The sequence below is a fragment of the Butyricicoccus sp. OF27-2pH9A genome, from assembly GCF_027693185.1.
GTDB classification, from domain to species: domain Bacteria; phylum Bacillota; class Clostridia; order Oscillospirales; family Butyricicoccaceae; genus Agathobaculum; species Agathobaculum butyriciproducens.
Genome location: NZ_JAQEXK010000004.1, coordinates 109,104 through 133,888 on the forward strand (window position 1 = coordinate 109,104; position 24,785 = coordinate 133,888).

General features: G+C 57.6%; 26 protein-coding genes, 2 tRNA genes and 1 pseudogene. 26 read left to right on the plus strand and 3 right to left on the minus strand.

The features are described 5' to 3' along the window. The first annotated feature begins 217 nt into the window (after positions 1-217). The 9 genes from PG722_RS05405 to yfcE all read left to right on the plus strand — a co-directional run bounded on the left by PG722_RS05405 (position 218) and on the right by yfcE (position 6,934). On the plus strand, positions 218-1,042 hold the full coding sequence (locus PG722_RS05405) for a sigma-E processing peptidase SpoIIGA (RefSeq protein ID WP_270579886.1): 825 nt from the start codon (positions 218-220) through the stop codon (positions 1,040-1,042). Between the two features lie 13 nt (positions 1,043-1,055). Further along, complete coding sequence (gene sigE, locus PG722_RS05410; RefSeq protein ID WP_270579888.1) at positions 1,056-1,760, plus strand: RNA polymerase sporulation sigma factor SigE; 705 nt, start codon at positions 1,056-1,058, stop codon at positions 1,758-1,760. A gap of 519 nt (positions 1,761-2,279) precedes the next feature. Further along, positions 2,280-2,771, plus strand: a complete 492-nt coding sequence (locus PG722_RS05415) for a GNAT family N-acetyltransferase (RefSeq protein ID WP_118729087.1) — start codon at positions 2,280-2,282, stop codon at positions 2,769-2,771. 18 nt (positions 2,772-2,789) lie between these two features. Continuing rightward, entirely contained in the window at positions 2,790-4,076 is a 1,287-nt protein-coding gene (locus tag PG722_RS05420; protein ID WP_118360718.1) for an amidohydrolase, read from the plus strand. 13 nt (positions 4,077-4,089) lie between these two features. Next, complete coding sequence (locus PG722_RS05425; RefSeq protein WP_270579890.1) at positions 4,090-4,908, plus strand: purine-nucleoside phosphorylase; 819 nt, start codon at positions 4,090-4,092, stop codon at positions 4,906-4,908. A gap of 86 nt (positions 4,909-4,994) precedes the next feature. Further along, positions 4,995-5,071 (plus strand) — tRNA-Pro (locus PG722_RS05430). A 27-nt stretch (positions 5,072-5,098) separates the two neighbouring features. Next, positions 5,099-5,175: transfer RNA gene (locus PG722_RS05435), tRNA-Pro, on the plus strand. Positions 5,176-5,270: 95 nt separating this feature from the next. Continuing rightward, complete coding sequence (gene mnmA, locus PG722_RS05440) at positions 5,271-6,380, plus strand: tRNA 2-thiouridine(34) synthase MnmA (protein ID WP_270579891.1); 1,110 nt, start codon at positions 5,271-5,273, stop codon at positions 6,378-6,380. 8 nt (positions 6,381-6,388) lie between these two features. Further along, positions 6,389-6,934 carry a phosphodiesterase gene (gene yfcE, locus PG722_RS05445; RefSeq protein ID WP_270579892.1) on the plus strand — a complete coding sequence of 182 codons (546 nt, stop codon included), beginning with the start codon at positions 6,389-6,391 and terminating at the stop codon, positions 6,932-6,934. Positions 6,935-7,034: 100 nt separating this feature from the next. On the opposite strand, the gene PG722_RS05450 is transcribed toward yfcE, so the two are convergent. Continuing rightward, a complete protein-coding gene (locus PG722_RS05450) occupies positions 7,035-8,102 on the minus strand; it encodes a branched-chain amino acid aminotransferase (RefSeq protein ID WP_270579893.1) in 1,068 nt (355 codons plus the stop codon). 146 nt (positions 8,103-8,248) lie between these two features. On the opposite strand from PG722_RS05450, the gene PG722_RS05455 reads away from it, so the two are divergent. The 17 genes and pseudogenes from PG722_RS05455 (at position 8,249) to ptsP (ending at position 22,832) form a co-directional block, all read left to right on the plus strand. Continuing rightward, the gene (locus tag PG722_RS05455; RefSeq protein ID WP_270579894.1) at positions 8,249-9,445 is read left to right on the plus strand and encodes a hypothetical protein; all 1,197 of its coding nucleotides are present in this window, start codon (positions 8,249-8,251) and stop codon (positions 9,443-9,445) included. A gap of 12 nt (positions 9,446-9,457) precedes the next feature. Next, on the plus strand, positions 9,458-9,874 hold the full coding sequence (locus PG722_RS05460; RefSeq protein ID WP_270418080.1) for a ribonuclease Z: 417 nt from the start codon (positions 9,458-9,460) through the stop codon (positions 9,872-9,874). Continuing rightward, positions 9,862-10,539: pseudogene (locus PG722_RS05465) on the plus strand (DNA/RNA non-specific endonuclease); the annotation flags it as partial. The gene PG722_RS05460 and the pseudogene PG722_RS05465, both read left to right, overlap by 13 nt. A 437-nt stretch (positions 10,540-10,976) precedes the next feature. Then, positions 10,977-11,921, plus strand: coding sequence for a sugar ABC transporter substrate-binding protein (locus tag PG722_RS05470; protein WP_270579895.1), 945 nt, complete (start codon positions 10,977-10,979; stop codon positions 11,919-11,921). Between the two features lie 10 nt (positions 11,922-11,931). Continuing rightward, positions 11,932-13,224 carry a sensor histidine kinase gene (locus PG722_RS05475; protein ID WP_270579896.1) on the plus strand — a complete coding sequence of 431 codons (1,293 nt, stop codon included), beginning with the start codon at positions 11,932-11,934 and terminating at the stop codon, positions 13,222-13,224. After that, positions 13,217-13,894, plus strand: a complete 678-nt coding sequence (locus PG722_RS05480; protein WP_270579916.1) for a response regulator transcription factor — start codon at positions 13,217-13,219, stop codon at positions 13,892-13,894. The genes PG722_RS05475 and PG722_RS05480 overlap by 8 nt, the downstream gene beginning before the upstream one ends. Further along, the gene (locus tag PG722_RS05485; protein ID WP_270579897.1) at positions 13,891-15,198 is read left to right on the plus strand and encodes an extracellular solute-binding protein; all 1,308 of its coding nucleotides are present in this window, start codon (positions 13,891-13,893) and stop codon (positions 15,196-15,198) included. Before PG722_RS05480 ends, PG722_RS05485 begins: the two co-directional genes overlap by 4 nt. A gap of 201 nt (positions 15,199-15,399) precedes the next feature. Continuing rightward, positions 15,400-15,825: a PTS sugar transporter subunit IIA gene (locus PG722_RS05490; protein ID WP_270579898.1), complete on the plus strand. Its 426-nt coding sequence runs from the start codon at positions 15,400-15,402 to the stop codon at positions 15,823-15,825. 32 nt (positions 15,826-15,857) lie between these two features. Next, positions 15,858-16,352 carry a PTS system mannose/fructose/N-acetylgalactosamine-transporter subunit IIB gene (locus PG722_RS05495; RefSeq protein WP_117489526.1) on the plus strand — a complete coding sequence of 165 codons (495 nt, stop codon included), beginning with the start codon at positions 15,858-15,860 and terminating at the stop codon, positions 16,350-16,352. Between the two features lie 40 nt (positions 16,353-16,392). Beyond that, positions 16,393-17,250 carry a PTS mannose/fructose/sorbose/N-acetylgalactosamine transporter subunit IIC gene (locus PG722_RS05500; protein WP_118360730.1) on the plus strand — a complete coding sequence of 286 codons (858 nt, stop codon included), beginning with the start codon at positions 16,393-16,395 and terminating at the stop codon, positions 17,248-17,250. Between the two features lie 2 nt (positions 17,251-17,252). After that, complete coding sequence (locus tag PG722_RS05505; protein WP_117489529.1) at positions 17,253-18,074, plus strand: PTS system mannose/fructose/sorbose family transporter subunit IID; 822 nt, start codon at positions 17,253-17,255, stop codon at positions 18,072-18,074. 92 nt (positions 18,075-18,166) lie between these two features. After that, entirely contained in the window at positions 18,167-18,439 is a 273-nt protein-coding gene (locus PG722_RS05510) for a hypothetical protein (RefSeq protein ID WP_270579899.1), read from the plus strand. Positions 18,440-18,451: 12 nt separating this feature from the next. Further along, positions 18,452-20,071, plus strand: coding sequence for a Cof-type HAD-IIB family hydrolase (locus tag PG722_RS05515; RefSeq protein WP_270579900.1), 1,620 nt, complete (start codon positions 18,452-18,454; stop codon positions 20,069-20,071). A 19-nt stretch (positions 20,072-20,090) separates the two neighbouring features. Then, positions 20,091-20,258, plus strand: a complete 168-nt coding sequence (locus PG722_RS05520) for a helix-turn-helix domain-containing protein (RefSeq protein ID WP_118646504.1) — start codon at positions 20,091-20,093, stop codon at positions 20,256-20,258. A gap of 20 nt (positions 20,259-20,278) precedes the next feature. Further along, a complete protein-coding gene (locus PG722_RS05525; protein WP_270579901.1) occupies positions 20,279-20,926 on the plus strand; it encodes a PHP domain-containing protein in 648 nt (215 codons plus the stop codon). After that, positions 20,913-21,170, plus strand: coding sequence for an HPr family phosphocarrier protein (locus tag PG722_RS05530; RefSeq protein ID WP_117489539.1), 258 nt, complete (start codon positions 20,913-20,915; stop codon positions 21,168-21,170). The genes PG722_RS05525 and PG722_RS05530 overlap by 14 nt, the downstream gene beginning before the upstream one ends. Positions 21,171-21,182: 12 nt before the next feature. Continuing rightward, positions 21,183-22,832: a phosphoenolpyruvate--protein phosphotransferase gene (ptsP, locus tag PG722_RS05535; protein ID WP_270579902.1), complete on the plus strand. Its 1,650-nt coding sequence runs from the start codon at positions 21,183-21,185 to the stop codon at positions 22,830-22,832. Between the two features lie 52 nt (positions 22,833-22,884). On the opposite strand, the gene PG722_RS05540 is transcribed toward ptsP, so the two are convergent. Then, positions 22,885-24,582, minus strand: a complete 1,698-nt coding sequence (locus PG722_RS05540) for a recombinase family protein (protein ID WP_270579903.1) — start codon at positions 24,580-24,582, stop codon at positions 22,885-22,887. Positions 24,583-24,594: 12 nt separating this feature from the next. Then, positions 24,595-24,774 (minus strand): hypothetical protein, encoded by a 180-nt coding sequence (locus tag PG722_RS05545; RefSeq protein WP_117751244.1) that lies wholly within the window; start codon positions 24,772-24,774, stop codon positions 24,595-24,597. Positions 24,775-24,785: the final 11 nt, after the last annotated feature.

The window sequence follows — 24,785 nt, forward strand, 5'->3', positions numbered from 1 at the left end:
AAGACACAGCAAGGGGGCTGATACCGATAAAAGGTGCAGGACTCTTGCTGTTTTTTTTATATCCTTTCTCATTTCGACCACATCGTACTTACATACTACTCTTTGCCTGAAGCTGTTCTTACCTTATGGTAGAGCGGCTTCGGGCATTTTACGCTCTTTATTCGGCAAAACGCGCACGTTGTCCGTGCTATACTGAATCTTGTTCGGGAGGTGCGGTATGGTCGTCTATCTGGATGTGCTGTTTGCCGTCAACGCGCTGATGGATGGTGCAACACTGCTTGCGGCGGCTCGCTTAGGCGGCGTGCAGGTGCGGAAAATGCGGCTGATTTTCTCAGCAGCACTCGGCGGCGGCTATGCCGTTCTGGGTGCGGTCTGGCCGGTGCTGACACTCGCGCCGCTGCGACTGCTTGCAGGACTGGGCCTGTGCATGGTCGCTTTCGGCAGAGAGCGGCACCTTGCGCGGCTGTGTGCACTGTACGGCGTGGTCGCGGCCTCGTTCGCCGGACTGGCGGCGGCGCTGAGTGCCGCAAGCGGCAGGAGGCTGCTGCTCTCGTGCGGGTACTACTTTGCGGTGCCGATACAGGTGCTCGTGCTGGCGGCAGCTGTCGGCTATGCGGCAAGCGGGATACTCCTGCGCGGAGACGCGAAGCACGGCGCGCTGCACCGCGAAACGGAAACGCTGACCATCCGGTTCGGCAATCGGCAGACAGCCGTGCGCGTGCTGCACGACACAGGCAACGACCTGACCGAACCGGTTTCCGGAAAGCCGGTCGTGGTGCTCGAGCGCAAGGCCGCCGAGAGCCTGCTGGACACGAAACTGCCGTTCGGCAGTGCGTCCGCGCAGCTGACGGCTCTGCCGGAAAATCTGGCTGCACGCTGCGGTCTGCTGCCGTTTCACGCGGTCGGCACGGATGGCGGTCTGCTGCTGTATTTCCGGCCGGACAGCGTGCTGAGAGCGGACGGCACGGCACTCGACTGTGTGTGTGCGGTCAGTGCGGTCTCCATCGGACAGGGCGCGTACGAGGGACTTATCGGGGTGTGAAAGGGAGAGTAAAATGAAATTTCTGCAGTGGTTAAAGATGGTTTTGCGGCGGTTTCGAGTGCAAGGCGTACATTATATCGGCGGCAGCGATGTTCTGCCGCCGCCGTTGTCTCCGGAGGAGGAGGCCGCTGCCGTGGAGGCGAACAGCGGCGGCGATGTTGCGGCGCGCAACTGTCTTATCGAGCACAATCTGCGGCTAGTGGTGTTTCTGGCGCGCAAGTTTGAGTCGAGCGGTGTGGGAACAGAAGATTTAATTTCTATTGGAACGATCGGACTCATCAAGGCGGTGAGCACCTACCGGAGCGACAAAAACGTCAAGCTGGCGACATATGCATCGCGGTGTATCGAAAACGAGATCCTCATGCATCTGCGCAAGATTGCCGGACGGCGGAGCGAGGTTTCCATCGACGAGCCGCTGTCCTCGGACTGGGATGGCAACGAGCTGCTGCTGAGTGATATTCTCGGCACCGAGCCGGACAGCGTCATGCGGCCGCTCGAGGATGATGTGGACAAAATGCTGCTGCATCGTGCACTGGGTCATCTGCCGCCGAGAGAGCGGCAAATCATCTCGCTGCGGTTCGGCATCGGCACGCCGAAGGCGCTGACGCAGAAGGAGGTCGCGGATTTGCTGGGCATCTCGCAAAGCTATATTTCAAGGCTGGAAAAGCGGATTATCGCGCGAATGCGAAAAGACATTTTGAAGTATTCGGCGTTTTAAGGCAATACCGCATAATTGAACAAGAGTGATTTGCGAGTAAATTTTGCGTACTGACGAGGCACAGATTTGCGGTAATACTTGATGTATTACCGTGAAACTTCGGCAGCGCGGACGGAACTCGCGCAAGGAACCGAAGCCAAAGTCAGGACACAAAATTTCCGCAAAGCACCGCCGCTTTAATTGTGCGGTGTTGCCTTAAGAAAGAGTGAGGAGTGAAAAGTTGAGAGGGGAGAGAACGCAATGGGGTATCGTTCGGCAAGTCGCAGATAATTCACAAATGCTGTGCAGAATATTCTCCAGGCCAGCAAGTTGCGCGACACTGTCATGCATGCCGCGCTTGCGGAGAGTAACCCGCATGTGTAGCAGTAAGGTATCTGACGTTGCGTAGAGGTAGAGAAATGGGCGCACACTGTGCGCCCGCGCGGCGTCAGCGCGTTTCCTCGGTTTGCAGCCGATGCGACAGTTTTCTTTTCTCCTGCACTATGCTATAATAAGAGAAAACCCAAGGGATGAGATACCATGCAGATCGAAATTCGGCAGTACGAGCAGCGTGATGCTGCACAGGCAGCAGAAATTTGGAACGAGGTCGTTGAGGACGGTAAAGCCTTTCCGCAGATGGAAAAGCTGGACGAGGTGACCGGTCATGCCTTTTTCACTGAGCAGACCTATACCGGCGTAGCGTACGACGCGGCAACCGGCGAGCTGGTCGGTCTGTATATTCTGCACCCGAACAATGTGGGCCGCTGCGGTCATATCTGCAACGCCAGCTACGCCGTCAAAAAGACCGTGCGCGGACAGCATATCGGTGAAAAACTGGTAAAGCACTGCATTGCACAGGGGAAAACGTGCGGATTCCGCGTGCTGCAGTTCAACGCAGTCGTCAAGAGCAACAAGGGCGCACTTGCGCTGTACAAAAAGCTGGGATTCACACAGCTTGGTGTGATTCCGGGCGGATTTTTGAACAAGGACGGCGAATACGAGGATATTATCCCGCATTACCATGTTCTGTAAAGAGAAAAGGAGAATACCATGCTTTTTTGCAACATTGATCTGTTGGATGAGAATTTTGCGCTCAAACGCGGGCAGTACGTCGGCGTGAAGGACGGCAAGATCGCCTATATCGGTGACACCGAGCCGCAGGAGGACTACGGCGAACGCTACGATGGCAGACACCGTCTGCTGATGAGCGGCTTCTACAATGTCCACAGCCACGCGCCGATGACGCTGCTGCGCGGCTACGCGGAAAATCTGCCGCTGCAGCGCTGGCTGGGTGAGAAGGTATTTCCGTTTGAGGACAAGATCGACGACGAGGCGGCGTACTACGGCACGCAGCTTTCCATCGCGGAAATGCTGGCGAGCGGTACGGTTTCATTCTCGGATATGTATTTCTTCTTTGACGGCATGATGCCCGCGATACGCGAGAGCGGCATCAAGTGCAACCTCAGCCGCGGTCTGACCGTATTTGACGACAGCGACTACGAGAGCCTTGCCGCCTACAAGGACAATCTGCGCCTGCTGAACGAGTGGAACGGCGAGCTGGGCGGCCGTCTGATCGGTGATCTGTGTATCCACGGCGAGTATACCTCGACACCCAAGGTGGTCGAGGCGGTAGCCGCTCACGCGAAGGACGCGGGTGCGCGTATCCACATCCACCTGTCCGAGACGCAGACCGAGCACGAGGAGTGCAAGCAGCGTCATGGCCTGACGCCGGCGGCGTACATGGAGGCGCACGGCATTTTCGATTCCCCGACCACGGCGGCGCACTGCGTCTGGCTGGAGGACGAGGATTTCGATATCCTCAAGAAGCACAATGTTTCGGTCGCCTGCTGTCCGGCAAGCAATCTCAAGCTGGCATCCGGCTACGCGAACATCCCGAAAATGCTGGAGAAGGGCATCAATATCGCGCTCGGCACAGACGGCGCAGCCTCCAACAACAACCTGAATATTCTACAGGATATTTACCTGTTCGGTGTGGTTTACAAGGGTTTCTATCACGATTCTACGCTGCTGACGCCTGCACAGGTGCTGCACACGGCAACGCGCGCCGGTGCGCTTTCGCAGGGACGCACGGACTGCGGCAAGCTGGCGGTTGGATATAAGGCTGACCTGTGCGTCATCGACACCGATACACCGCAGTTTACACCGATGACCGACGCCGCCTGCAACGTGGTCTATGCGGCTCAGGGCGCGGACGTTCGCCTGACCATGGTGGACGGCGAGGTGCTGTACCGCGATGGTGAATTCAAGACCATTGATATTGAAAAGGTAAAGGCGGAAACGCAGAAGCGCACGGACGCTATCCTGCGTCGGCTGTAAGGAGGGACGACCTATGCTGACAAAAGCAAATGTAGTGGAATCTGCAGCATATCTTAAAGAAAAGCTGCCGTTTGTGCCCGAAATCGCACTGGTGCTCGGCTCAGGCATCGGCCCGCTGGCTGATGAGGTGGAGAACCCGACGTATGTACCTTACGGCGAGATTCCGCACTTCAAGGTATCCACCGCGCCTGACCACGCAGGACGCATGGTATGCGGCACGCTGGCCGGACGCCGTGTTATCTGCATGCAGGGCCGTCTGCACGGCTACGAGGGCTACGCGCCGGACGAGGTGGCATATCCTGTTTATGTGCTGAAAGAGTTGGGGGTGAAGGCGCTTGTCGTGACGAATGCCTCCGGCGGCATTAACACCGGCTATCATGCGGGTGATTTTATGCTGATCACCGACCACATCAACATGACAGGCAAAAGTCCGCTGACCGGCAAAAATGATCCCGAACTCGGTACTCGTTTTCCGGATATGACGTTCGCGTACAGCCACGAACTGGGAGAAAAAGCCATGCAGGCCGCTGCGGACTGCGGTCTTAAGCTGCATCAGGGTGTATACTGCGGCGTAAACGGCCCGCAGTTTGAGACACCGGCGGAGATCCGCATGTTCCGCACGCTCGGTGCGGATGCGGTCGGCATGTCCACCGTGTTCGAGGTCATTGCAGCCGCGCACTGCGGTCTGCCGCTCGTCGGTATTGCCATGATCACCAATATGGCGGCGGGCGTGCTTATGCAGCCGCTCTCGGGCGCTGAGGTCAACGAGACTGCCGAGCGCCGCGGCGCAGAGCTGCGCCGTCTGGTGGCAAAGCTGCTCGAGAAAATTTAAGGAAAATTTCAAAAAAGTGTTGACAGAAAGCGATTTCTGCGATATACTAATAAAGCTGTCACGGAAAAGCGTTGGCAGCTTGATTTCGAGGTGTGGCTCAGCTTGGTAGAGCGCTTCGTTCGGGACGAAGAGGCCGCAGGTTCAAATCCTGTCACCTCGACCACTTTTTTCAAATCAAATAACAATATTTCGAGGTGTGGCTCAGCTTGGTAGAGCGCTTCGTTCGGGACGAAGAGGCCGCAGGTTCAAATCCTGTCACCTCGACCACAAAAACTCTGAAAACCACATGGTTTTCGGAGTTTTTTGCTATCTGATGAAAATTATACTTACCACTTAATATATCGAAAGAGAGGACGGCATTGATGCAGAACGCAGAACAGAAGACCGCACTCATTGCGATGAGCGGCGGCGTAGACAGCTCGATCGCGGCTTACCTGATGCGGCAGGCGGACTTCCGCTGCATGGGCACGACCATGCGGCTGTACCGCAACGAGGATCTCGGCGCATGTAATTTCCGCACCTGCTGTTCGGAAAAGGATATCGAGGACGCGAGTGAGGTTGCATTTCAGCTGGATATTCCGTATGAGGTGCTGGATTTTACGCTGGATTTTCAGGAGAAGATCATCGGCAAGTTTGTCCGCACCTATGAGGCAGGCGGCACGCCCAATCCCTGTATTGACTGCAACCGCTTTATGAAGTTCGACAAGCTGCTGGATTTTGCCGAGCAGCACGGCCTGTATTACGTTGTCACCGGTCACTACGCCCGCATTGAGCAGGACGAACAGACCGGTCGCTGGCTGCTTAAAAAGGGCGTGGACGCGGGCAAGGACCAGAGCTATGTGCTGTACACGATGACGCAGCGGCAGCTTGCGCACACCAAATTTCCTCTGGGCGACCGCAACAAGCCGGAGATCCGCGAGCTGGCGGAGCAGCTCAGCTTCTGCAACGCACGCAAGCACGACAGCCAGGATATTTGCTTTGTGCCGGACGGCGATTACGTCAAGTTCATGGAGCAGTACACGGGCAAGCACTATCCGGCAGGCGATTTCCTCGATCTGGACGGCAAGCCGGTGGGAAAGCACAAGGGTGCTGTCCGCTATACCGTCGGCCAGAGACGCGGCCTCGGTCTTGCGATGGGTGAGCCGGTGTACGTCTGCGGCAAGGATATGGAGAAGAACACGGTTTCGGTCGGACCGGAGGCGGCGCTGTTCTCGGACACTGTGATCGTAGATGACATGAACTGGATTTCGATTCCGGAGCTGACCGAGCCAATCCACATCAAGGCGAAGATTCGCTACCGCCATCCGGAGCAGCCGGTGACGGTTTCTCCGATGGAGGACGGCCGCGTCAAGCTGGTGTTTGACGAGCCGCAGAGAGCCGCAGCGATCGGTCAGGCGGCGGTGCTGTATGACGGCGATGTAGTTGTAGGCGGCGGCACCATCGTGGATGTGCCAAAGCAGGCGGGCAGGTGAGGCGCGGCATGAAATTTCTCATTGCATCCGATATTCACGGCTCGGCATACTACTGCGAACAGCTGCTGCAGGCATTCGAGCGCGAGCAGGCTGCGCGTCTGCTGCTGCTCGGCGATATTCTTTACCACGGTCCGAGAAACGATCTGCCGCGCGATTACGCGCCAAAGAAGGTGATTGCCATGCTGAACGGCATGGCGGATACAATCCTATGTGTGCGCGGCAACTGCGACACCGAGGTGGACCAGATGGTACTCGCGTTCCCGATCCTCGCGGACTATGCCGTCCTGTCGGCAGGGGAGCGGCTGGTGTATGTCACGCACGGGCATACCTTTAATACCCAGACACCGCCGCCACTGCGTAAGGGCGATGTGCTGCTGCACGGACATACGCATATTCCGGCATGGGAGTCGTTTGGCAGGGAAAACCTGTATCTGAACCCGGGTTCAGTGTCCATCCCAAAAAATGATACCGCACATGGCTATATGACACTCGAAAACGGCGTTTTTACGTGGAAAACGCTGAGCGGCGAACCATATCACACGCTTGCATTGTAAAAAAAGAGGCTGACAGTTCACAGCTGTCAGCCTCTTTTTTATTGAATATCGGTTTGCTTGCAAACCGCGTCCGCTAAAAGGCTTCGCCTTTTAATCGAAATCAGTCTACCTTCACAGTCCAGCCCAGCTCATCCGGCAGCTTGCCCCACTGGATGCCGGTCAGGGTGTTGTACAGCTTATGGGTAACTTCGCCGATCTCACCGTTGTTGATGTGAGCAACATCGCCCTCGTAGCGCAGCTCGCCAACCGGAGAGATAACTGCAGCAGTACCGGTGCCGAATACCTCTTCCAGCTTGCCGTCGTGGGAAGCCTTCATAACGTCAGCGATCGGCAGGCGCTCCTCGGATACCGGAATGCCCCAGTGCTTGAGCAGCTCGATGCAGCTCATACGGGTAACGCCCGGCAGAACGGTGCCAACAGTCGGAGCGGTGTAAACGGTGCCGTCGATCTTGAAGAAGCAGTTCATGGAGCCGACTTCCTCAACGTACTTGTGCTCAACGCCGTCCAGCCACAGGGTCTGCTCGTAGCCCAGCTCGTGTGCCTTTACCTGAGAGATCAGGGATGCAGCGTAGTTGCCGCCGCACTTGGTGAAGCCGGTGCCGCCCGGGCAGGCACGAGTGTACTCATCCTCGACGAAGATCTTAACCGGATTGATGCCGGTGGAGTAGTATGCGCCGACCGGAGAGCATACGATGATGAACTTGTGGGTGCGGGAGGTGCGAACGCCCAGATGCGGCTCGGTAGCGATGACAAACGGACGGATGTACAGGCTGGTGCCCTCAGCGTGCGGAACCCAGTCCTGATCGAAGGAAACAATGGCCTTGACAGCCTGAACGAAATCCTCTACCGGCAGGCTCGGCAGGCACATACGATGGTTGGTGTTGATCATACGCTGTGCATTCTTGTCCGGGCGGAACAGCTGAATGGAGCCGTCCGGGGTGCGGTAAGCCTTCAGACCCTCAAAGGACTCCATTGCATAATGGAAAACCATCGCTGCCGGATCAAGCTCAAGCGGCTGATACGGTACGATGCGGGCGTCGTGCCAGCCCTTTTCCTCATCGTGGTCAATGATCAGCATATGATCGGTATAATGAACGCCAAAGCCGAGGTTGCTTTCGTCCGGCTTTGCTTTAGGAGTAGTAGTGCGCTGTGTTGTGATCTGCAGCATGGTTGCTTCACTCTTTCTGTATAAGAATTTGTACTCTTTTATTATAGCACTCGATTCTCACAACGCAAGGTGTTTTTCGGCAGAAAGGGTGACAAACCCGCTGCGCTTTGGTATAATATGTTCGTACGAATTGCTGAAAGGAGTGAGTGCGTATCAAAAAAATCATCAGCTGTGTGCTGTGTGCCGCGCTGCTGCTGACGTTTCTGCCTGCACCGGCGCATGCGGTGACGCTGACAGCGATAAATGACTCCATCCTGCCGCTCGACGAGAGCACCATGCCTGCGCGTCTCGGCGGCGAAACCTATGTGCCGTACAGTGTGTTTACCACGCTCGGCGTGTCAGCCTCGGAGAATGACGGCGTGCTCGATCTTTCCGCAAACGGCGAAACGCTCAGCTTTTCGACTGCGGAAGGCTATGTGTACGACCAGAATCTGAACAGCTATTCCACACCCGCGTATGAGATGAACGGAACGGTTTATGTGCCGGTCAAGCTGTGCTGTGCGAAGTTCGGCTTTACCTATTCTTCACTGACCCTGCAGGGGGAAAATGTGCTGCGTGTCGCGGACGGCTCGGCACAGAGCGATTCGGCGTTTATTGCGGCGCATACCAAGGTGATTGAGAACACGATCGACAACTACAAGGGCAGCACTTCCGGGTCGGACCGCAGCAATAACACGAATACCAATCCGGCACCGGCAAAGCCGGTGGACAACGATACCATCGAAATACCGAAGGTAGAGGAAAAGCCGGCGAAGAAGCCGGTCCGCGTGTATCTTGCCTATTACGGCGCGCCGAACGAAAACACGGCGGCTGTTCTGGACAATCTGCATGACGCAGGCAGGCAGGCGGCGTTCTTCCTGCCGACGGATACCTCCGAATGGGATGATGATCTGGTTCGCCGAATCGCAGCGGAAGGACATACGGCAGCCTTTCTGCTGCAGGCGGACAGCAAAACCACAGGAGCAGACATGCTGGCCGACCTTGCCGCTGCGAACGAACGCCTGACACTGCTGACCGGTGTTGCAGCCCGCATAGCCGCCAACCAGAGCGGCAGCGACGCGCTCACCGAAGCACAGCGCAGCGTGCTCATCGGTGCAGGCTACCGCCTGTGGGATGCCGGTCTGGACAGCGGCGATGCCGAGAAAAATGCGGCGGAAGCGTATACGCAGACCGTACAGTATTTCGCCTCCACGTCCGGCGTGGTAGTTGTGCGGCTGCATCACAGCAAGGCAACCCCGAGACTGACCGAAGCACTGTGCTCGTATATCGGACGGCAGGGTATTTCGGCAGGACGCATTACATACAGCGTTACGCCGGTCAACAGTGCATCCGATACCCGATGAAGGGAGGATTCTATGAAGCTGATCTTATGTGTGGATGATAAAGGCGGCCTGGCCTTCAACCATCGCCGACAGAGCCGCGATCGTGTGCTGAATGAGCGCATTCTTATGCACTGCGGTATGCACAGGCTGTGGATAAGTCCGTATACCGCAAAGCTGTTCGGAGCGGATACGGCAGTACGGCTTTGCATCGCCGAGGATTGCCTCGAGCGGGCGGCAGAGGACGATTACTGCTTCGCTGAGGTGCACGATCCTGCACCCTACTTAAACAGGGTACAGCAGGTGATATTATATCACTGGAATCGTGTCTATCCCGCCGAACGGTATTTCACCCTTCCGGAAACCGGATGGACGAAGCAAAGCGAGACCGAATTTGCCGGTTCCTCGCATGAAAAAATAACAGAGGAAGTATTTGTTAAATGCGAAAATTGACCCGCGCGTTTGCGCCGATTGTATTCGTGCTCAGCCTGCTGCTTTCCGGCTGTGCACTGCCCATGCCGTCGAGCAGTATGGTTTCGATGGACGATCTGCCCGCCTACTCGGATTCTGCTTATGTCGAGATCGACGGCAATCAGCCATTCTTCACCGACGCAGACAAACAGGAGACCGGATCGTTTGAGGAATATTCGGATTTGGATTATCTCGGACGGTGCGGCACGGCATACGCCAATGTCGGACAGGATCTGATGCCCGCAGATGGAGAAAAACGCGGTTCGATCGGTCAGGTCAAGCCAACCGGATGGCATACCGTCAAGTATGACTGTGTGGACGGCAAATACCTGTATAACCGCTGTCACCTGATCGGCTGGCAGCTTACAGCTGAGAATGCCAACAAGCAGAATCTGATCACCGGCACGCGATACCTCAATATTGAGGGTATGCTGCCGTTTGAGAATATGGTCGCTGACTATGTGAAGGAAACCGGTAACCATGTGCTCTATCGGGTCACGCCGGTGTTTGAGGGCAGCAATCTTGTTGCCTCGGGCGTGCAGATGGAGGCGTGGTCGGTCGAGGACGACGGCGAAGGCATTTGCTTCAACGTGTACTGCTATAACGTCCAGCCAGGCGTGGAAATTGATTATGCCTCCGGCGAAAGTCAGGCAGCGTAAAGAAAAACAGCAAGTTCAGTCGGACTTGCTGTTTTTTCTTTCATTGAGAATGGAGAATTGAAAATTAAGAATTTCGGTAACGCGCAAAGCGCGTTTATTCAATAACCGCCTTTCGGACGGCTTCTTTCATTCTCCATCCTCAATTTGTTAAATTTGCTTGCGGATGTGCTCCAGTGCTCCCTTTTCCAATCGGGATACCTGCGCCTGTGAGATGTGTATCTCGTCAAACGAAAGGATGTGATTTGCAGGATAATTTCTGCGCTTATCGTACGGTAAAAGTGCGGATTTGTCAAGATGGACAGGGAAAATCAAGTGATTGACCAATAGAGCAGCAAAGCCGCAAGAAACCCATCACATCCGTCTTTTTCACCGGAAAAATTTATGCTATAATGGTATCAACTACTAAGGGGAAAGGCGGGATACCGTTGCGCACAAGACCAATCCTTGCGGCAGCGGCGCTGCTGTTGGCGGCCGGACTTGCCGCCGTGACGCATCAGGCCGTATCGCAGGCGGACGAGCCGCTCCGCATTGGCACGACGTACATGACGATGAACAACCCGTTTTACAGCGTCATTGACGAGGAACTGCGGTTGGTGATCGAAAGCCGCGGCGATATTCTGCTGACGCGTGATCCGGCGCTCGATCAGGAGCGGCAGAACGAGGAGATACGCGATCTGCTGCACGAAAATATCGACCTGCTGGTGCTCAATCCGGTGGACTATCGTGAGATCGAGCCGGCACTGCGGGAGGCACAGAAGGCGGGCGTACCGGTCGTGGTTATCGACTCGCAGGTCGGCAACCCGGATTTGGTAGCGTGCACGATCGCGTCCGACAACTATGGTGCGGGTGTGCTCTGCGCGGAGCACCTGATGAACACGCGTGATTCCGCGAAGGTCGTGCTGCTTGAGCACGCATCTACCAAGTCCGGCCGAGACCGTATCCAGGGCTTTTGCGATACGCTGGCATCCGACGTCAACTATCAAATCATCGGTCGCGCGGACAGCGCCGGTCAGCTTGAAGTCGCCATGCCGGAGATGGACAAGCTGCTTGAACAGGGCATTGTGCCGGACGCCGTGATGTCACTTAACGACCCGAGCGCACTCGGCGCGGTGGCGGCTCTGCAGGAGCATGGCATGCTGCAGGATACGGCGGTTTACGGCGTGGATGGTGCTCCCGAAGCGAAAAGCATGATCAGCGAGGGCGCTATGACGGCGACAGCGGCCCAGTCACCCATTCGGCTGGGGCAGATTACCGCGCAGACGGTCTACGCCATCTTAAACGGCGAGGACTACGAAAAGGAAATCACGGTTCCGGTAGCACTGGTGACCAGGGACAACGTAAACAGCTACGACATGGACGGCTGGCAGTAGGGGGGACGGTATGGCACAGAGTTTGCAGTTTTTCCGCCGGATTATGCTGCTGCTGAATATCACCGTGTGCGTATTCCTCGCATGGGTGTTCGGCATGACGCCGGTGCTGGCGGCGCGGCAGTCGGACGGTGTGGCGTTCACGCAGAATTTAAGCGCGCTGCCGGCCAAGCCGTGGACGCTGACCGTAGCGATTCTCAGCATGGCGGCGCTCATTGTGGTTGGTGTACTGCGCAGACGCAGCTATCATTTCGTCGGCTGGACCGAGCCGTTATTCGCGCTGTGCGTGATTTTTGCGCTGCATCTGGACTACAACGGCCTGCTGCTGTATGTGGTTGTGGATTTGATCGACGGCCTGCACGGCAGAACGCGTCGCCGGTTTCTCGGCGTCATGACGGCGCTGTTCCTGCTGACCGGTTTGGGTGCCTTGCAGGGAGCGCTGCACACGGTTCCGTTTTCGGAATATCTGCTGTATTTTGACATGCACACGCGGCAGCTTTTGCAGAGCACGGTGGATTTGCTGGGCGCACTGCACCTTATCCTGTTCGTGGTGTACATGGTGGTGCTCATTGGGCAGCGGACCGAGGAAAACTCGGCGATACGCCGCCTGAACGGCGAACTGGAACAGGCGAACGATCGGCTTTCGGTTATGAACGAGCAGCTCAAGGCTTACGCCGCCGAGAGTGAACGCATGGCCGAAACGCGCGAGCGCAACCGCCTTGCCCGCGAGATTCACGACACGCTCGGCCACGCGCTGACCGGCATTACCGCCGGTGCGGACGCATGTCTGCAAATGCTGGAAATCTCGCCCGAGATGGCGAAAAAGCAGATGGAACGCATCGCGTCCACCGCGCGCGAGGGCATGAACGAGGTTCGGCGTTCGGTGCGGGCGCTGCGGCCGGATGCGCTCGAGCGCATGCAATTAACAGACGCGATAGCGAAGCTGTGCAGCGAAATGCAGACGACCTCGCAGGCGGAGATCACGCTCGATTTGCAGGCCGAGGATCTGCGGCTGTCGCCGGACGAGGAGGACGCGGTGTACCGCATCGTGCAGGAGAGCATCACGAATGCTATCCGGCACGGACACGCAACCGCGGTGCGTGTCCGCATTGCAGCAGAGGAGCGCCGGCTCGGCATTACGGTAACGGACAACGGCTGCGGCTGCACGAAAATTGAGCCGGGATTTGGTCTGCGGCACATGCGCGAGCGGCTTAAGCTGTTAAATGGCACATTAAAGGTAAAGAGCGAAAAAGGATTTGAACTGCACGCGGAAATTCCGCTGCGATGGGGTGATGTATATGATTAAAGTGCTGCTGGCAGACGATCAGGAGCTGATTCGGGAAAGTTTAGGCTTTGTTTTGAACGCACAGAGCGATATTACCATTGTCGGCATGGCGAAAAACGGCCGCGAGGCCATCGAACTGGTGCGCAGCGAAAGGCCGGATGTTGTGCTGATGGACATCCGCATGCCCGAGGTGGACGGCGTAGAGTGTACGCGGCTGATCAAGTCGGCGCATCCGAATATCAAGGTGATTGTGCTGACCACGTTCGACGATGACGAGTATGTGTTCAACGCTCTGCGGTTCGGCGCGTCCGGATATCTGCTCAAGGGTGTGTCTGTTGCGGATTTGACCAATGCGGTGCGCGAGGTCGTGCGCGGCGGCTCCATTATCGCGCCGGATGTGGCAAGCAAAGCCTTGCAGATGTTCGCGCGGATGGCCAAGGGCAACCTCACCATCGGTGTGGACGAAAAGCAGACCGAGGATTTGCAGGATAACGAATGGCGCATCATCCGTGAGGTCGGTGCCGGACTGTCTAACAAGGAAATCGCGGCTGCGCTCTGCCTGTCCGAAGGCACGGTGCGCAACTATCTGAGCAGCATTCTCAGCAAGCTGGATCTGCGCGATCGCACGCAGCTTGCCATCTGGGCGGTGCAGACCGGCGTAGCAGGCCGTCCGTTTGGAGGTCCGCAATGAAGGGGCTGGCGAAGCGTCTGACAGCGATCATCGTGCTGACAGCGGTGTGCCTGACGATGGTCGTTTACAGCCGCACACGTCCAGTCGAACTGCGACTCGGCTTTATGGCGGGCAGCTACTGGGATGCGCCAAACGGCAACTGCTACGCCGTCATCGACGCGGCGATCGAGCGATTCGAGCGGGAACACCCGAATGTGCACGTCACCTACACAAGCGGCATCCTCAAACGGGATTACTCGGAGTGGCTTATCGACCAGTACCTGCTCGGCAGTGAGCCGGATGTGTTCCTCGTGCTGCCGGAGGATTTCGGTGAGCTGTGCGAACTCGGTGCACTCGCGCCGCTGGACGGCTATCTTGCGCAGGACGAGGCGGTGTCCGACACGGATTTCTATCCGGCGGCGCTGCAGAGCGGCGCGGAGAACGGCGTGCAGTACGCGCTGCCGTATGAGTGCGTACCGACGCTGATGTGCGTCAACAAGACGCTGCTCGAAAGCGAAGGCATTGCTGTGCCGTCCGGTGACTGGACGTGGGAGGATTTTTACAACATCTGCGCCAAGGTCACGCACGACACGGATAGTGACGGCGAAATCGATCAGTTTGGCTGCTATGGATATACATGGCAGGATGCGCTGATCGCGAACGGCACATCGCTGTTCACTGAGGGCGGCAGCAGCTGTCTGATCTCTCTGCCGAGAGCTGTGCAGGCGGTGGCGTTTGCACAGCGGCTGGACAAGCTCACCGCAGAGACCGCGCCTTCTGCGCGGGACTTTGACGAGGGCAGGGTGGCGTTCCGGCCGTTCCTGTTCTCGGATTACCGGACGTATCAGCCGTATCCGTGGCGCATCAAGCGCTACTCGGATTTCTCGTGGGACTGCATTCCGATGCCGCACGGTCCGGCGGGCAGTAACAGCTCGGAGCTGAGCACCGTGCTGGCCGGTATCAGCAGCCGCTCGGCGCATACGACGCTCGCGTGGCAGTTTCTGCGCGAGCTGACCGCCAATGCGGACAATCAGTCCATACTGTTTACGGATTCGCACAGTGTGTCCGCGTTGCGGAGCGTGACTGACTCGGAAAAAACCCGCCAAATTCTCCGGCAGGACACACCAGGTGAAAGCCGGTCCGGCGTGGAAATGCTGTCGGATGTCATGGAGCAGGCGGTGGCGGCGCCGCGGTTCCGCAATTACGATCAGGCGCTGCTGTTGACCGAAGGGCTGGTACAGACCGCGATGGAGGATGAGCATAATTTGTCACTCCAGCTGCAAAGAGTGCAGCACGAAGTGCAGGAATATTTACAGAAAAACTGACGATATCGAACGCGATACGCGCTCTGTTTGTGCAACACGCACAGACAGAGCGCATTTTATTTGCATATTTTGATAATCAGCATGACATTTGTCATAGAAAAACAGGACGATTATCACACGAGGGTCATGACAAAATACAGATTTCACGCTCCCCCAAATCCGGTATACTATGCTCAACAAACAGGAAAGAGGGAACGGAAAATGAGATATCTGATTTTGGTTAGTCACGGCACCTTTGCACCGGGTCTGCACAACGCGCTCGGCATGATGGCAGGCAGCGACCGCGAGGACATCCGCTCGACCAGCCTGCTCGACGGCATGGACGTTGACACCTTCCGTGTCAACTTCGCAGAGCTGGTTAAGGACATTACCGCAGAGGACGAGATCATCCTCACGGCGGACATCATCGGCGGCTCGCCGCTGACAACTGCACTCGATGTGCTCACCGAAAAGGGTCTGCTGGGCAAAACGCTTGCCATCGGCGGCATGAACCTGCCGCTCGTACTGACGGCGGCCTTCGCGGATGCGGATACGCCGCTCGAGGAGCTGGAACAGGAGCTGACCGGCGAGGCCAAGGACCAGATCAAGCGGTTTGACCTCGGCGGCGATGAAGACGACGATATTTAACCACAATAGAGTAGTATAAGGAGGAAAAAGTTATGTCAATCTCTTTTATTCGTGTTGACGACCGTATGATCCACGGCCAGACCTGCACGCGCTGGGCGCTCGAGTATCCGTGCGACGGCCTCATTGCCGTAAACGACAAGGCGGCTACCACGCCGGTACTCAAGGCGGCGTACAAGAACGCCAGCGACAAAAAGACCTTCGTGTGGACGCTCGACGAGTGGCGCGCAAAGTGCGGCAAGGTGCTTGCCAGCAAGGATCGCTACTTCCTCATCACCAAGGACCCGATCACGATGAAGAGCATCCTCGTGGACGACGGCTTTGATCCCGGTGAGGTAAAGACGGTTATCATCGGACCGTGCAACGACCGTCCGGGCGCGACCAAGCTGGGCAACAATCAGGCGATCACCCAGCCGGAGGCGGACGCACTCGAGGCCATTATGCAGAAGGGCTACGAAGTAGAGTTCGCGCTCATCAAGGAGGCCGCCATCGGCAACTGGAAGAAGTTCCGCGGTCAGTTCGGCTACTAAATTCTATTTCACAAAATAAAAAAGAAAAGAGGGAGAACTTATGCAAGTTCAAGTTTGGCAGGCTGCATTGTTCGGATTGCTCGCATGTCTGGCATCCATGCCCGGTCTGGGCGGTACGGTGCTCGGCAACTACACGCTGGGCCGTCCGCTGGTAGCGGGTCTGATCGTCGGCCTCATCATGGGCGATGTGCAGACCGGTATCTATCTCGGCGCGGCCATTCAGGTCGTATACATCGCGCTCGTAACGCCGGGCGGCACGGTTTCCGCTGACGTTCGCGCGATCTCTTACATCGGCATTCCGCTTTCCATGGTTGCCGTGCATTCCATGGGTCTCAATCCCGCATCCGCTGAGGGACAGGCAATGGCGGTAACGCTCGGTTCGGCTGTCGGCACCATCGGCACCGTGCTGTTCTACGGAACAGCTACCGTAAACCTCGTTTGGCAGCATATGGGCTGGCGCGCTCTGGAAAAGGGCGATCTGCGCAAGCTGTATGTGGTCGATATGGGTCTCCCGTGGATTTCCCACATCCTGTGCTCGTTTATTCCGACGTTTATCATCACCAAGGTCGGCACCAGCATGGTAGATCTGATGAAGGCCTACCTGCCAATGGACGGCGTTGCAATGAAAACACTGTTCACCGTCGGCTCGCTGCTTCCGGCAGTCGGTATCGCCATCCTGCTCAAGCAGGTTGCGACCAAGCCGGTTGATATTCTGGTATTCGTATTCGGCTTCACGCTGGCCGCTTGCATGGGCCTCAATCTGATCGCGGCATCTATCGTCGGCGGTTTCTTTGCGGTCATCAACTACCGCATCAAGATCCTTGCTTTGCAGAAAGCCGCTCCCGCAGCTGCATCTGCTGCCGCAGCGGAATTTGACGACGATGAGGAGGAGATTTGATCATGGCAGAAAAGAAACTTTCCAAGAAAGCGCTGAACAAATCGTTCCGCAACTGGTTTTACGGCCATCTGACCTGCTTTTCGCAGGAGCATATGCAGACCTTCGGCTACCTGTGCGCCATGCTGCCGCTGGTAGAGGAGCTGTATGATACCAAGGAGGAGCAGACCGAAGCCCTCAAGACTTATTCCGCATTCTTCAACACCGAGCCGCAGCTCGGCACCGTCATCGTCGGCATGACCGCCGGTCTGGAAGAAGCCAAGGCCAACGGTGAGGACATCGACGGTGAGATGATCAACGGCATTCGCGCCGGTCTGATGGGACCGGTCGCCGGTATCGGTGACAGCCTGCTGGTCGGCACGTTGATTCCGATTCTGCTGGGCGTTGCGCTCGGCTTATCCTCGGGCGGCTCGCCGCTCGGCGCGATCTTCTACATCATCGCGTACAATGTTATCCTGACGCTCGGCATGCGTCTGCTGTACTTCAAAGGCTATGAGCTCGGCGGCAAGGCGGTTGAGATGATCGTCGGCGAAAAGGCGAACGCCATCCGCGAGAGCATTATTATGCTCGGTACGGTCGTTATCGGCGCGGTTGCCGCAAGCTGGATTTCGATTACAACGCCGCTTGTCCTGCCCGGTGATATATCGCTCCAGAAGGATGTGCTGGATACCATATTCCCCAAGATGCTGCCGCTGGCTACCGTTATGCTCTGCTACTGGCTGATGAGTAAGAAGAAAATGGCACCGACGACCGTTATGCTCGTGCTGGTCGGCATTGCGCTGGTCGGCGTGCTGGTTGGATTCTTTGATCCGCAGCTCGCATACTAATTCAGATTCACTCAGACTATATCACACTTTCACCCCTCTGGCCGCTGAACGAAATCGTTCAGCGGCCGCCGTACAGGAAAGGAGTTTTCTCAATGAACAAGACCGCATTACTGCACGAGGCCAAACAGCAGCAGCAGGCCCTTCGGCAGCTTTCCCTTTGGAAGCGAATCGCTATGCTGCTCTCCTCCTGCGCGGCGGTGCTGGCCTGGTGGGGCATCGCGGGCAGCGGATTGCGCTTCGCGGGCGGCGTGTGCGGCGTGATTATCGCGCTGGTGTGCGCGGTCTGCGCGGCTGTGATCGGACTGGGCATCCGCAACGGAAACCGCAATGTCGCCAACATTTTGTCGGCGGCAGAACAGGTATAAAGGAAAAAATCTATGAATCAACAACAATATCGGCTGCTGTGCATGGATATTGACGGCACGCTTCTGAATTCCGCGCACAAGCTGCCGCCCGCCAACCGCGAGGCTGTGCAGTCTGCGGCGAAGAACGGCGTGACCATCTGCCTGATGAGCGCACGACCGCCGCGGGCGGTGTTCCCGATTCGGGATGCGCTTGGCATGGATGGACCGCTGGTGTGCTGCGGCGGAGGACTTATTCTCTCGGGCGAAAACCGGCTGGCGGACAGCCGCCTGACCCGCGCATGTGTGCAGGCTGTCCTGCAGGAAACGCAGGCGAGAGGTATCCACTTGAGCGTTTACCGCGACCTCGACTGGCTCATTGCCGCCGAGGACGAGTGGAGCCGCGCCGAGGCGCAGATAACCGGCGTACAGCCGACCATCGCGCCGTTGGAGACTCTGTTTACAGACTGGGGCGACGCAGGCGCGCACAAACTGCTCTGCATGGGCGAGAAATCGCAGATTGACGAAATGATTCCGGTACTGGAGGCAAAGCACCTGCCGATGACGCTCGTGCGCTCCAAGGACGAATATCTTGAAGTCGTACCGGCAGGGGCGGGCAAGAACACGGCCATGCATGTGCTGTGCGATTCGCTGCACATCTCGCCCAATGAGGTGATGGCACTCGGTGATCACGATATTGACGCGCCGCTGCTCCGCGCCGCCGGACTGGGCATTGCAGTGGGCAACGCTTCTCCGATTGCACGGGCAGCCGCTGACGAAGTGACCACTTCGTGCGACGAGGACGGCGTGGCGTGCGCCATTTATCGCCATATCGGAGGAGGTACAGGCATGAAATACCGTTTGCTCGCGCTCGATCTGGACGGCACACTGCTAAACTCCCGCAAGGAGGTAACGCTCGAGGTCAAACAGGCGCTCCGGTGGGTCAAGGAACGCGGCGTACACGTTGTGCTCTCGACCGGACGCATTGTCGGCGAAGCGGCGGAGTTCGCCCGTGAGCTGCCCTGCGAGGATTTGATGGTCACGGCGGGCGGCACGGCGATTGCCACTGCATCGGATGAGCGCATTCTGCAAAGCTGGGACATGCCGTGCGAAATCGGCGCAAAGGTGGTCGAGGCGGTGCAGAGCCGGCCGGTACGCGTGATGATCTACGTCGGCAGCAAAATCTATATCAACGAATATTCCAACCGCGATTTTGTCGCAAATTACCGCGTAGAGGGCTTTCATGCGAATAAAATTGTCGTGGAGGACATCGCCGGTGAGATTCGGAAAAACCATCTGAACGTCACCAAGGTATACGCCCTCGGCGAACGCGAGGTGCTCGAACAGGCGCTTGCGGAGATTCGGCCGTTGCCGGGTCTAACGATCACAAGCTCCGGCTCGGACAACTTTGAAATTCTGCCCGCCGGTGCGGACAAGGGCCGCGCGCTCACCCGCTTAGGCGAGATGCTCGGCGTGACGCCCACTGAAATGGTCGCCATCGGTGACAGCGACAACGATGCGGAAATGCTTCGCGCAGTCGGGATGCCGGTGGCGATGGGCAACGCGGATGCAGCGCTCAAGGATCTGGCAAAATACATCACCGCAGACTGCGACCATGACGGCGTGGCACAGGCGGTCTATCACCTATTCCAATAACACAAGAGGAGGAAGAGACATGCCGTTTATGACCATTCCGGAAGCTGCGGTTTTATGGCACATTTCCGCCGCCGAACTGCGGCAGCTTTGCGAAAACCGTGAGATTCTCGGCGCGGTACGCGTGCATCAGCGCTGGTTTATCCCGGAGGACGCGGCCTGTCCTTCCGAAATCCTTCCCGTATCCTGAACCTTGTCGGAGGTCTTTCCATGGCACAAACCGATCTGCAAATCCACAGCAGCCTGACTGCAGGCGGTGAGCTTTCGCCGCGTGCACTGGCCGAGCGCTGCTGTGAGGAACGGCTGACGCTGGCGGCTTTGACCGATCGGCGGGCAGTCAGCGGTGTGCCGGAATGTATCTGGCGCGGCGCACAGCTCGGTGTGCGTATCCTGCCCGGCATTGAACTCGACTGCCGCTGGCGGGAACGGGATTTCCTTACGCTCGGCATCGGCATTGACATCACCTGTCCGGCGCTGCTCGAGATTGAGCGGACGCGGAACGATTCGGTGCAGTCGTTTGCAGCCGAGCAGGCGATTCGCACGATTCACGAAGCAGGCGGACTGGCCGTGCTCGTGCCGCCGAATGAGATGGACGACACCTTTCCGGTGGCGGCATTCGACGGCATTGCGGCATACGGCAGTCACAGCCAAGCAGATACCGCACGGTATCACACACTGGCACGCAGACACGGTTTGATCGTCACCGGCGGCAGCGGATTTCTCAGCGAGGACAAGCCGCCGTATCGACCGGGCGCAGTGGACTTTTATGGACACGAACCGCAGGTTGCAGCGACGTTTCTCGCCGCAATCCACCATTTGAATGAAGAAAAAAGGAGTTTTCATCATGACAGCATTTGAGTACACCATTACGGATTCCATTGGCATTCATGCACGTCCGGCAGGCATGCTGGCGAAGGAGGCCGCGAAGTTCAAGAGCAAGGTTTTCCTGCATTTCGGCGATAAAAAAGCGGATGCACGCCGTCTGATCGCCATCATGGGCATGGGCATCAAGCACGGCAATACTGTTCGCGTGGAAGTGGAAGGCGAGGACGAAGCGGAAGCGGCAGCGCAGATCGAGGCATTTTTCAAGGCGAACCTGTAAGGAGTGAGCGAGATGGAGCAGATTTTCGGCAAAGGCGTATCCAAAGGCGTAGCGGCAGGCCCGATCAGCTTTTATCGCAGAGCAAGCGGCGTCATTCCGCGCCATGAGGTGAGCGATACTGCGGCAGAGCTGGAGCGATTCCGCGCAGCGCGGGAAACGGCGAAGGAGCAGCTCGCAAAGCTGTATGACAAGGCACTTGCTGAGGCCGGTGAGGACGCGGCAATGCTGTTCGAGGCGCACCAGATGATGCTGGACGATCTGGATTTCGTGGAGAGCATCGAGGGTATGATTGAGAACGACCGTGTAAACGCCGAGGCCGCCGTCAGCGACACCGGTGCACAGTTCGCGGAAATGTTTGCTGCGATGGACGACAGCTACATGCAGGCGCGTGCAGCGGATATCCGCGATATTTCCGCGCGTGTCATCGGCATTCTGACCGGCGAAGGCGAAAGCGGCATCGCGTCCGATGTGCCGTGTATCGTGGCGGCAGATGATCTTGCGCCGAGCGAGACCGTGCAGCTGGATAAGGCGCTTATTCTGGGATTCATCACGGCAGGCGGCTCGGCGAACTCACACACGGCGATTCTGGCCCGCACGATGGGCATTCCGGCCATTATCGGTGCAGGAGATGCGCTGCAGCCGGAAATGGAGGGCAAGTACGCCATCATTGACGGCCAGACCGGCGAGGCGGTCGTGGAACCGGATGACGCCGAGCGCGAGCGTCTGCTCAAAAAGCAGGCCAAGGAGAAGGCGTTGAAAGAACTGCTCGATCAACTCAAGGGCAAGCCGAATGTGACCAAGGACGGCCGGAATGTGATGGTCTACTGCAATATCGGCTCTCCGGCAGATATTGATGCGGTTCTGCAGAATGACGGCGGCGGCATCGGCCTGTTCCGCTCGGAATTTCTGTACCTGCAGGGCAGCGACTATCCGACCGAGGACGAGCAGTTTGAGGCTTATAAGACGGTCGCGGAGCGCATGGGCGGCAGGCGCGTTATCATCCGCACGCTGGACATCGGCGCGGACAAGCAGGCGGACTATTTCCACCTCGACAAAGAGGAAAACCCTGCCATGGGTCTGCGTGCCATCCGCATTTGTCTGACCCGTCCGGAGGTGTTCCGCACACAGCTGCGGGCGCTGTACCGCGCATCGGCGTACGGCAAAATCGCTATCATGTTCCCGATGATCACCTCGGTCTGGGAGGTACAGGAGATCAAGCGCATCTGCCGCAACATTCGTGCGGAACTCGCGGAAGAGGACGTGCCGATGGCGGATACGGTCGAGCTGGGCATTATGATCGAGACGCCGGCCGCCGTCATGATGAGCGCAGAGCTGGCACATGAGGTAGACTTTTTCTCGGTCGGTACGAACGATCTGACGCAGTACACGCTGGCGGTTGACCGACAGGGTGTGGGTCTCGACCGTTTTTTTGATGCCCATCATCCGGCGGTGCTCCGCATGATCCGCATGGCAGCCGAGAACGCGCACAAGGCCGGAATCTGGATCGGCATTTGCGGCGAACTCGGCGCAGACGCGGAACTGACCGAAACCTTCCTGTCGATGGGTATCGACGAGCTTTCGGTTTCGCCGTCGGCGGTGTTGCCGCTTCGGTCAGCGATTCGCTCGATTGATACGACAACACTGGCTCCGCTGGAATTGTAAAAAAGGATAAAAGCAGTGATATGCTTCCCAATTGGAAAGGTATCACTGCTTTTTATTCCAAATGCCAGCGCACGAGATACGTCACCGTGTACTCACCCTGATAACCGGAACGTGCTCGCTGAAAGCGCATTTGCAGCTGCGCGTTAGAGGTTTGCGTCTCAGATACGATCGGCTCTGCACCGGTGGTGAGGAAAATATCGAGCGAGATACGGGTTTTGCTCTCGTCCGAGTCAACGATGATATGGTCAACGAGCGCCTTGGACATCTCGCGCGAGAACCCGCAGCTCATCTGCCACCGTTCCTCGATAATGCGGCGCAGATTTTCCACCCGTCGGATACGTTCTTCCAGTGTCTTGTCTGCGTTCTGTAGTTCTGTTCGCTGCTGCTCGAGGGCGGCAAGCTGTTCGTTGCAGGTCTCGTTGCGCTGTTTGAACTCGTCGTTGGAGAGCGCCCCGGCAAGCGCGAGGTCGAGCAGCTTGTCCTTGCGGCGGGTGACCGTTTCGATTTCCTGCTCGACTTGAGCAAGCGCAGGGGCGTTATCCTGCTGTGCGGCAAAGGCGCGCAGATTGTCGATGTACTCCTGCACGGCGGCTGAGCGCTCGTCCGTTATCTGCTCGAACACACGCTCCAAAATGCGGTCCAGCTCGTGGCTGTAAACTGTGGGGGAGTCGCAGCCGCCCTGTTTTCCCTTTTCGCGGTACAGTTTGCAGTTCCAGCATTCCGACTCGCCACGGCTTTTGCTTTTATACACATGCCTGTGGAAAGTTGTACCGTGCCTGGCACAGATCAGCTTGCCGCTGTAGGCGTAGCGGTTCTGGGATGCCTGCGCGTGCGCCTTCATGGTCTTGCCGCGTGAGGCAAGCAGACGGTTAGCCTGCTCCCACAGCGCTTCGGGCACGATGGCAGGCACACGGTCGTCCTTATGCACGAGCCATTTGTCTGCACTCAGGCGGTAGCTGCGTTTGTCACGGTAGTCGCGCGAGGCGTACCGCCGACCGGCATAGCAGCCCTTGTATTTCGGGTTGCGGATCATGCCGTACAGCGTGGAGTAGGTGAGCGGCTTGCCCTGCCGTCCGCGCACACCGCGGCTGTCCAGATCGTTGGCAATGGCGCGGAGACCGAGGTCTCCGGCAGCGTAGCGCTCGAACACCTCACGGATGACGGCGGCTTCCGGCTCGACAATCTCCAATCGCCCGTCAACCTTGTTGTACCCGAACAGATTGTTCTGACCGAGCAGCACGCTGTTCTCCTGTGCCCGCTTAAAGCCGAAGCGCGTGCGCTCGGACAGCTTGCGCACCTCGTCCTGCGCGATGGAGGACATGATGGTGAGCCGCAGTTCGGCATCCTTGTCAAAGGTGTTGATGTTGTCGTTCTGAAAGTACACGCCCACGCCGCAGCGCAGCAGCTCACGCGTGTAGCGCAGGCTGTCGAGTGTATTTCTGGCGAAACGGCTGATTTCCTTGGTGACGATGAGGTCAAAGCGGCCGCGTTTCGCGTCCTCGATCATCTTGAGAAACTGCTCACGTCCCTCGACAGACGTGCCGCTGATGCCCTCATCCACATAGCCTCCGGCGAATGTCCAGTGCGGATTTGCGGCGATATAGTCCTCAAAATAGCGTTTCTGGTTGCCGAGACTGTTGATCTGCTCGTCTTTGTCGGTCGAAACGCGGGCGTAGTACGCCACAGCAAGCTCGGTATCGAAAATACTGCGGCCCTGTGCCTGCATTTCGTCCAGTCTGCGGACGTCCATCGGGGGGCCTCCTTACTGCAGGCTGGTGCCCCGGGTGCTGACGACCGCACGGCCGTGCAGCTTGGACAGCTTGTCCGTCTGCACATGGCGGACAAAGTCGTGCTCGTCGCGGGTGATGCAGCCGCTTTTGAGCATTTCGTCATTGAGCGCAAGAATCTGATAAATCTGCGCACACTGGAAGCTGTTGGTCATGGAAATTCCTC

Coding starts and splice junctions, on each gene's coding strand:
- PG722_RS05405 (WP_270579886.1), top strand. CDS start 218: ATGGTCGTCTATCTGGATGTGCTGTTTGCCGTCAACGCGCTGATGGAT.
- sigE (WP_270579888.1), top strand. CDS start 1,056: ATGAAATTTCTGCAGTGGTTAAAGATGGTTTTGCGGCGGTTTCGAGTG.
- PG722_RS05415 (WP_118729087.1), top strand. CDS start 2,280: ATGCAGATCGAAATTCGGCAGTACGAGCAGCGTGATGCTGCACAGGCA.
- PG722_RS05420 (WP_118360718.1), top strand. CDS start 2,790: ATGCTTTTTTGCAACATTGATCTGTTGGATGAGAATTTTGCGCTCAAA.
- PG722_RS05425 (WP_270579890.1), top strand. CDS start 4,090: ATGCTGACAAAAGCAAATGTAGTGGAATCTGCAGCATATCTTAAAGAA.
- mnmA (WP_270579891.1), top strand. CDS start 5,271: ATGCAGAACGCAGAACAGAAGACCGCACTCATTGCGATGAGCGGCGGC.
- yfcE (WP_270579892.1), top strand. CDS start 6,389: ATGAAATTTCTCATTGCATCCGATATTCACGGCTCGGCATACTACTGC.
- PG722_RS05450 (WP_270579893.1), bottom strand. CDS start 8,102: ATGCTGCAGATCACAACACAGCGCACTACTACTCCTAAAGCAAAGCCG.
- PG722_RS05460 (WP_270418080.1), top strand. CDS start 9,458: ATGAAGCTGATCTTATGTGTGGATGATAAAGGCGGCCTGGCCTTCAAC.
- PG722_RS05475 (WP_270579896.1), top strand. CDS start 11,932: ATGGCACAGAGTTTGCAGTTTTTCCGCCGGATTATGCTGCTGCTGAAT.
- PG722_RS05480 (WP_270579916.1), top strand. CDS start 13,217: ATGATTAAAGTGCTGCTGGCAGACGATCAGGAGCTGATTCGGGAAAGT.
- PG722_RS05485 (WP_270579897.1), top strand. CDS start 13,891: ATGAAGGGGCTGGCGAAGCGTCTGACAGCGATCATCGTGCTGACAGCG.
- PG722_RS05490 (WP_270579898.1), top strand. CDS start 15,400: ATGAGATATCTGATTTTGGTTAGTCACGGCACCTTTGCACCGGGTCTG.
- PG722_RS05495 (WP_117489526.1), top strand. CDS start 15,858: ATGTCAATCTCTTTTATTCGTGTTGACGACCGTATGATCCACGGCCAG.
- PG722_RS05500 (WP_118360730.1), top strand. CDS start 16,393: ATGCAAGTTCAAGTTTGGCAGGCTGCATTGTTCGGATTGCTCGCATGT.
- PG722_RS05505 (WP_117489529.1), top strand. CDS start 17,253: ATGGCAGAAAAGAAACTTTCCAAGAAAGCGCTGAACAAATCGTTCCGC.
- PG722_RS05510 (WP_270579899.1), top strand. CDS start 18,167: ATGAACAAGACCGCATTACTGCACGAGGCCAAACAGCAGCAGCAGGCC.
- PG722_RS05515 (WP_270579900.1), top strand. CDS start 18,452: ATGAATCAACAACAATATCGGCTGCTGTGCATGGATATTGACGGCACG.
- PG722_RS05520 (WP_118646504.1), top strand. CDS start 20,091: ATGCCGTTTATGACCATTCCGGAAGCTGCGGTTTTATGGCACATTTCC.
- PG722_RS05525 (WP_270579901.1), top strand. CDS start 20,279: ATGGCACAAACCGATCTGCAAATCCACAGCAGCCTGACTGCAGGCGGT.
- PG722_RS05530 (WP_117489539.1), top strand. CDS start 20,913: ATGACAGCATTTGAGTACACCATTACGGATTCCATTGGCATTCATGCA.
- ptsP (WP_270579902.1), top strand. CDS start 21,183: ATGGAGCAGATTTTCGGCAAAGGCGTATCCAAAGGCGTAGCGGCAGGC.
- PG722_RS05540 (WP_270579903.1), bottom strand. CDS start 24,582: ATGGACGTCCGCAGACTGGACGAAATGCAGGCACAGGGCCGCAGTATT.
- PG722_RS05545 (WP_117751244.1), bottom strand. CDS start 24,774: ATGACCAACAGCTTCCAGTGTGCGCAGATTTATCAGATTCTTGCGCTC.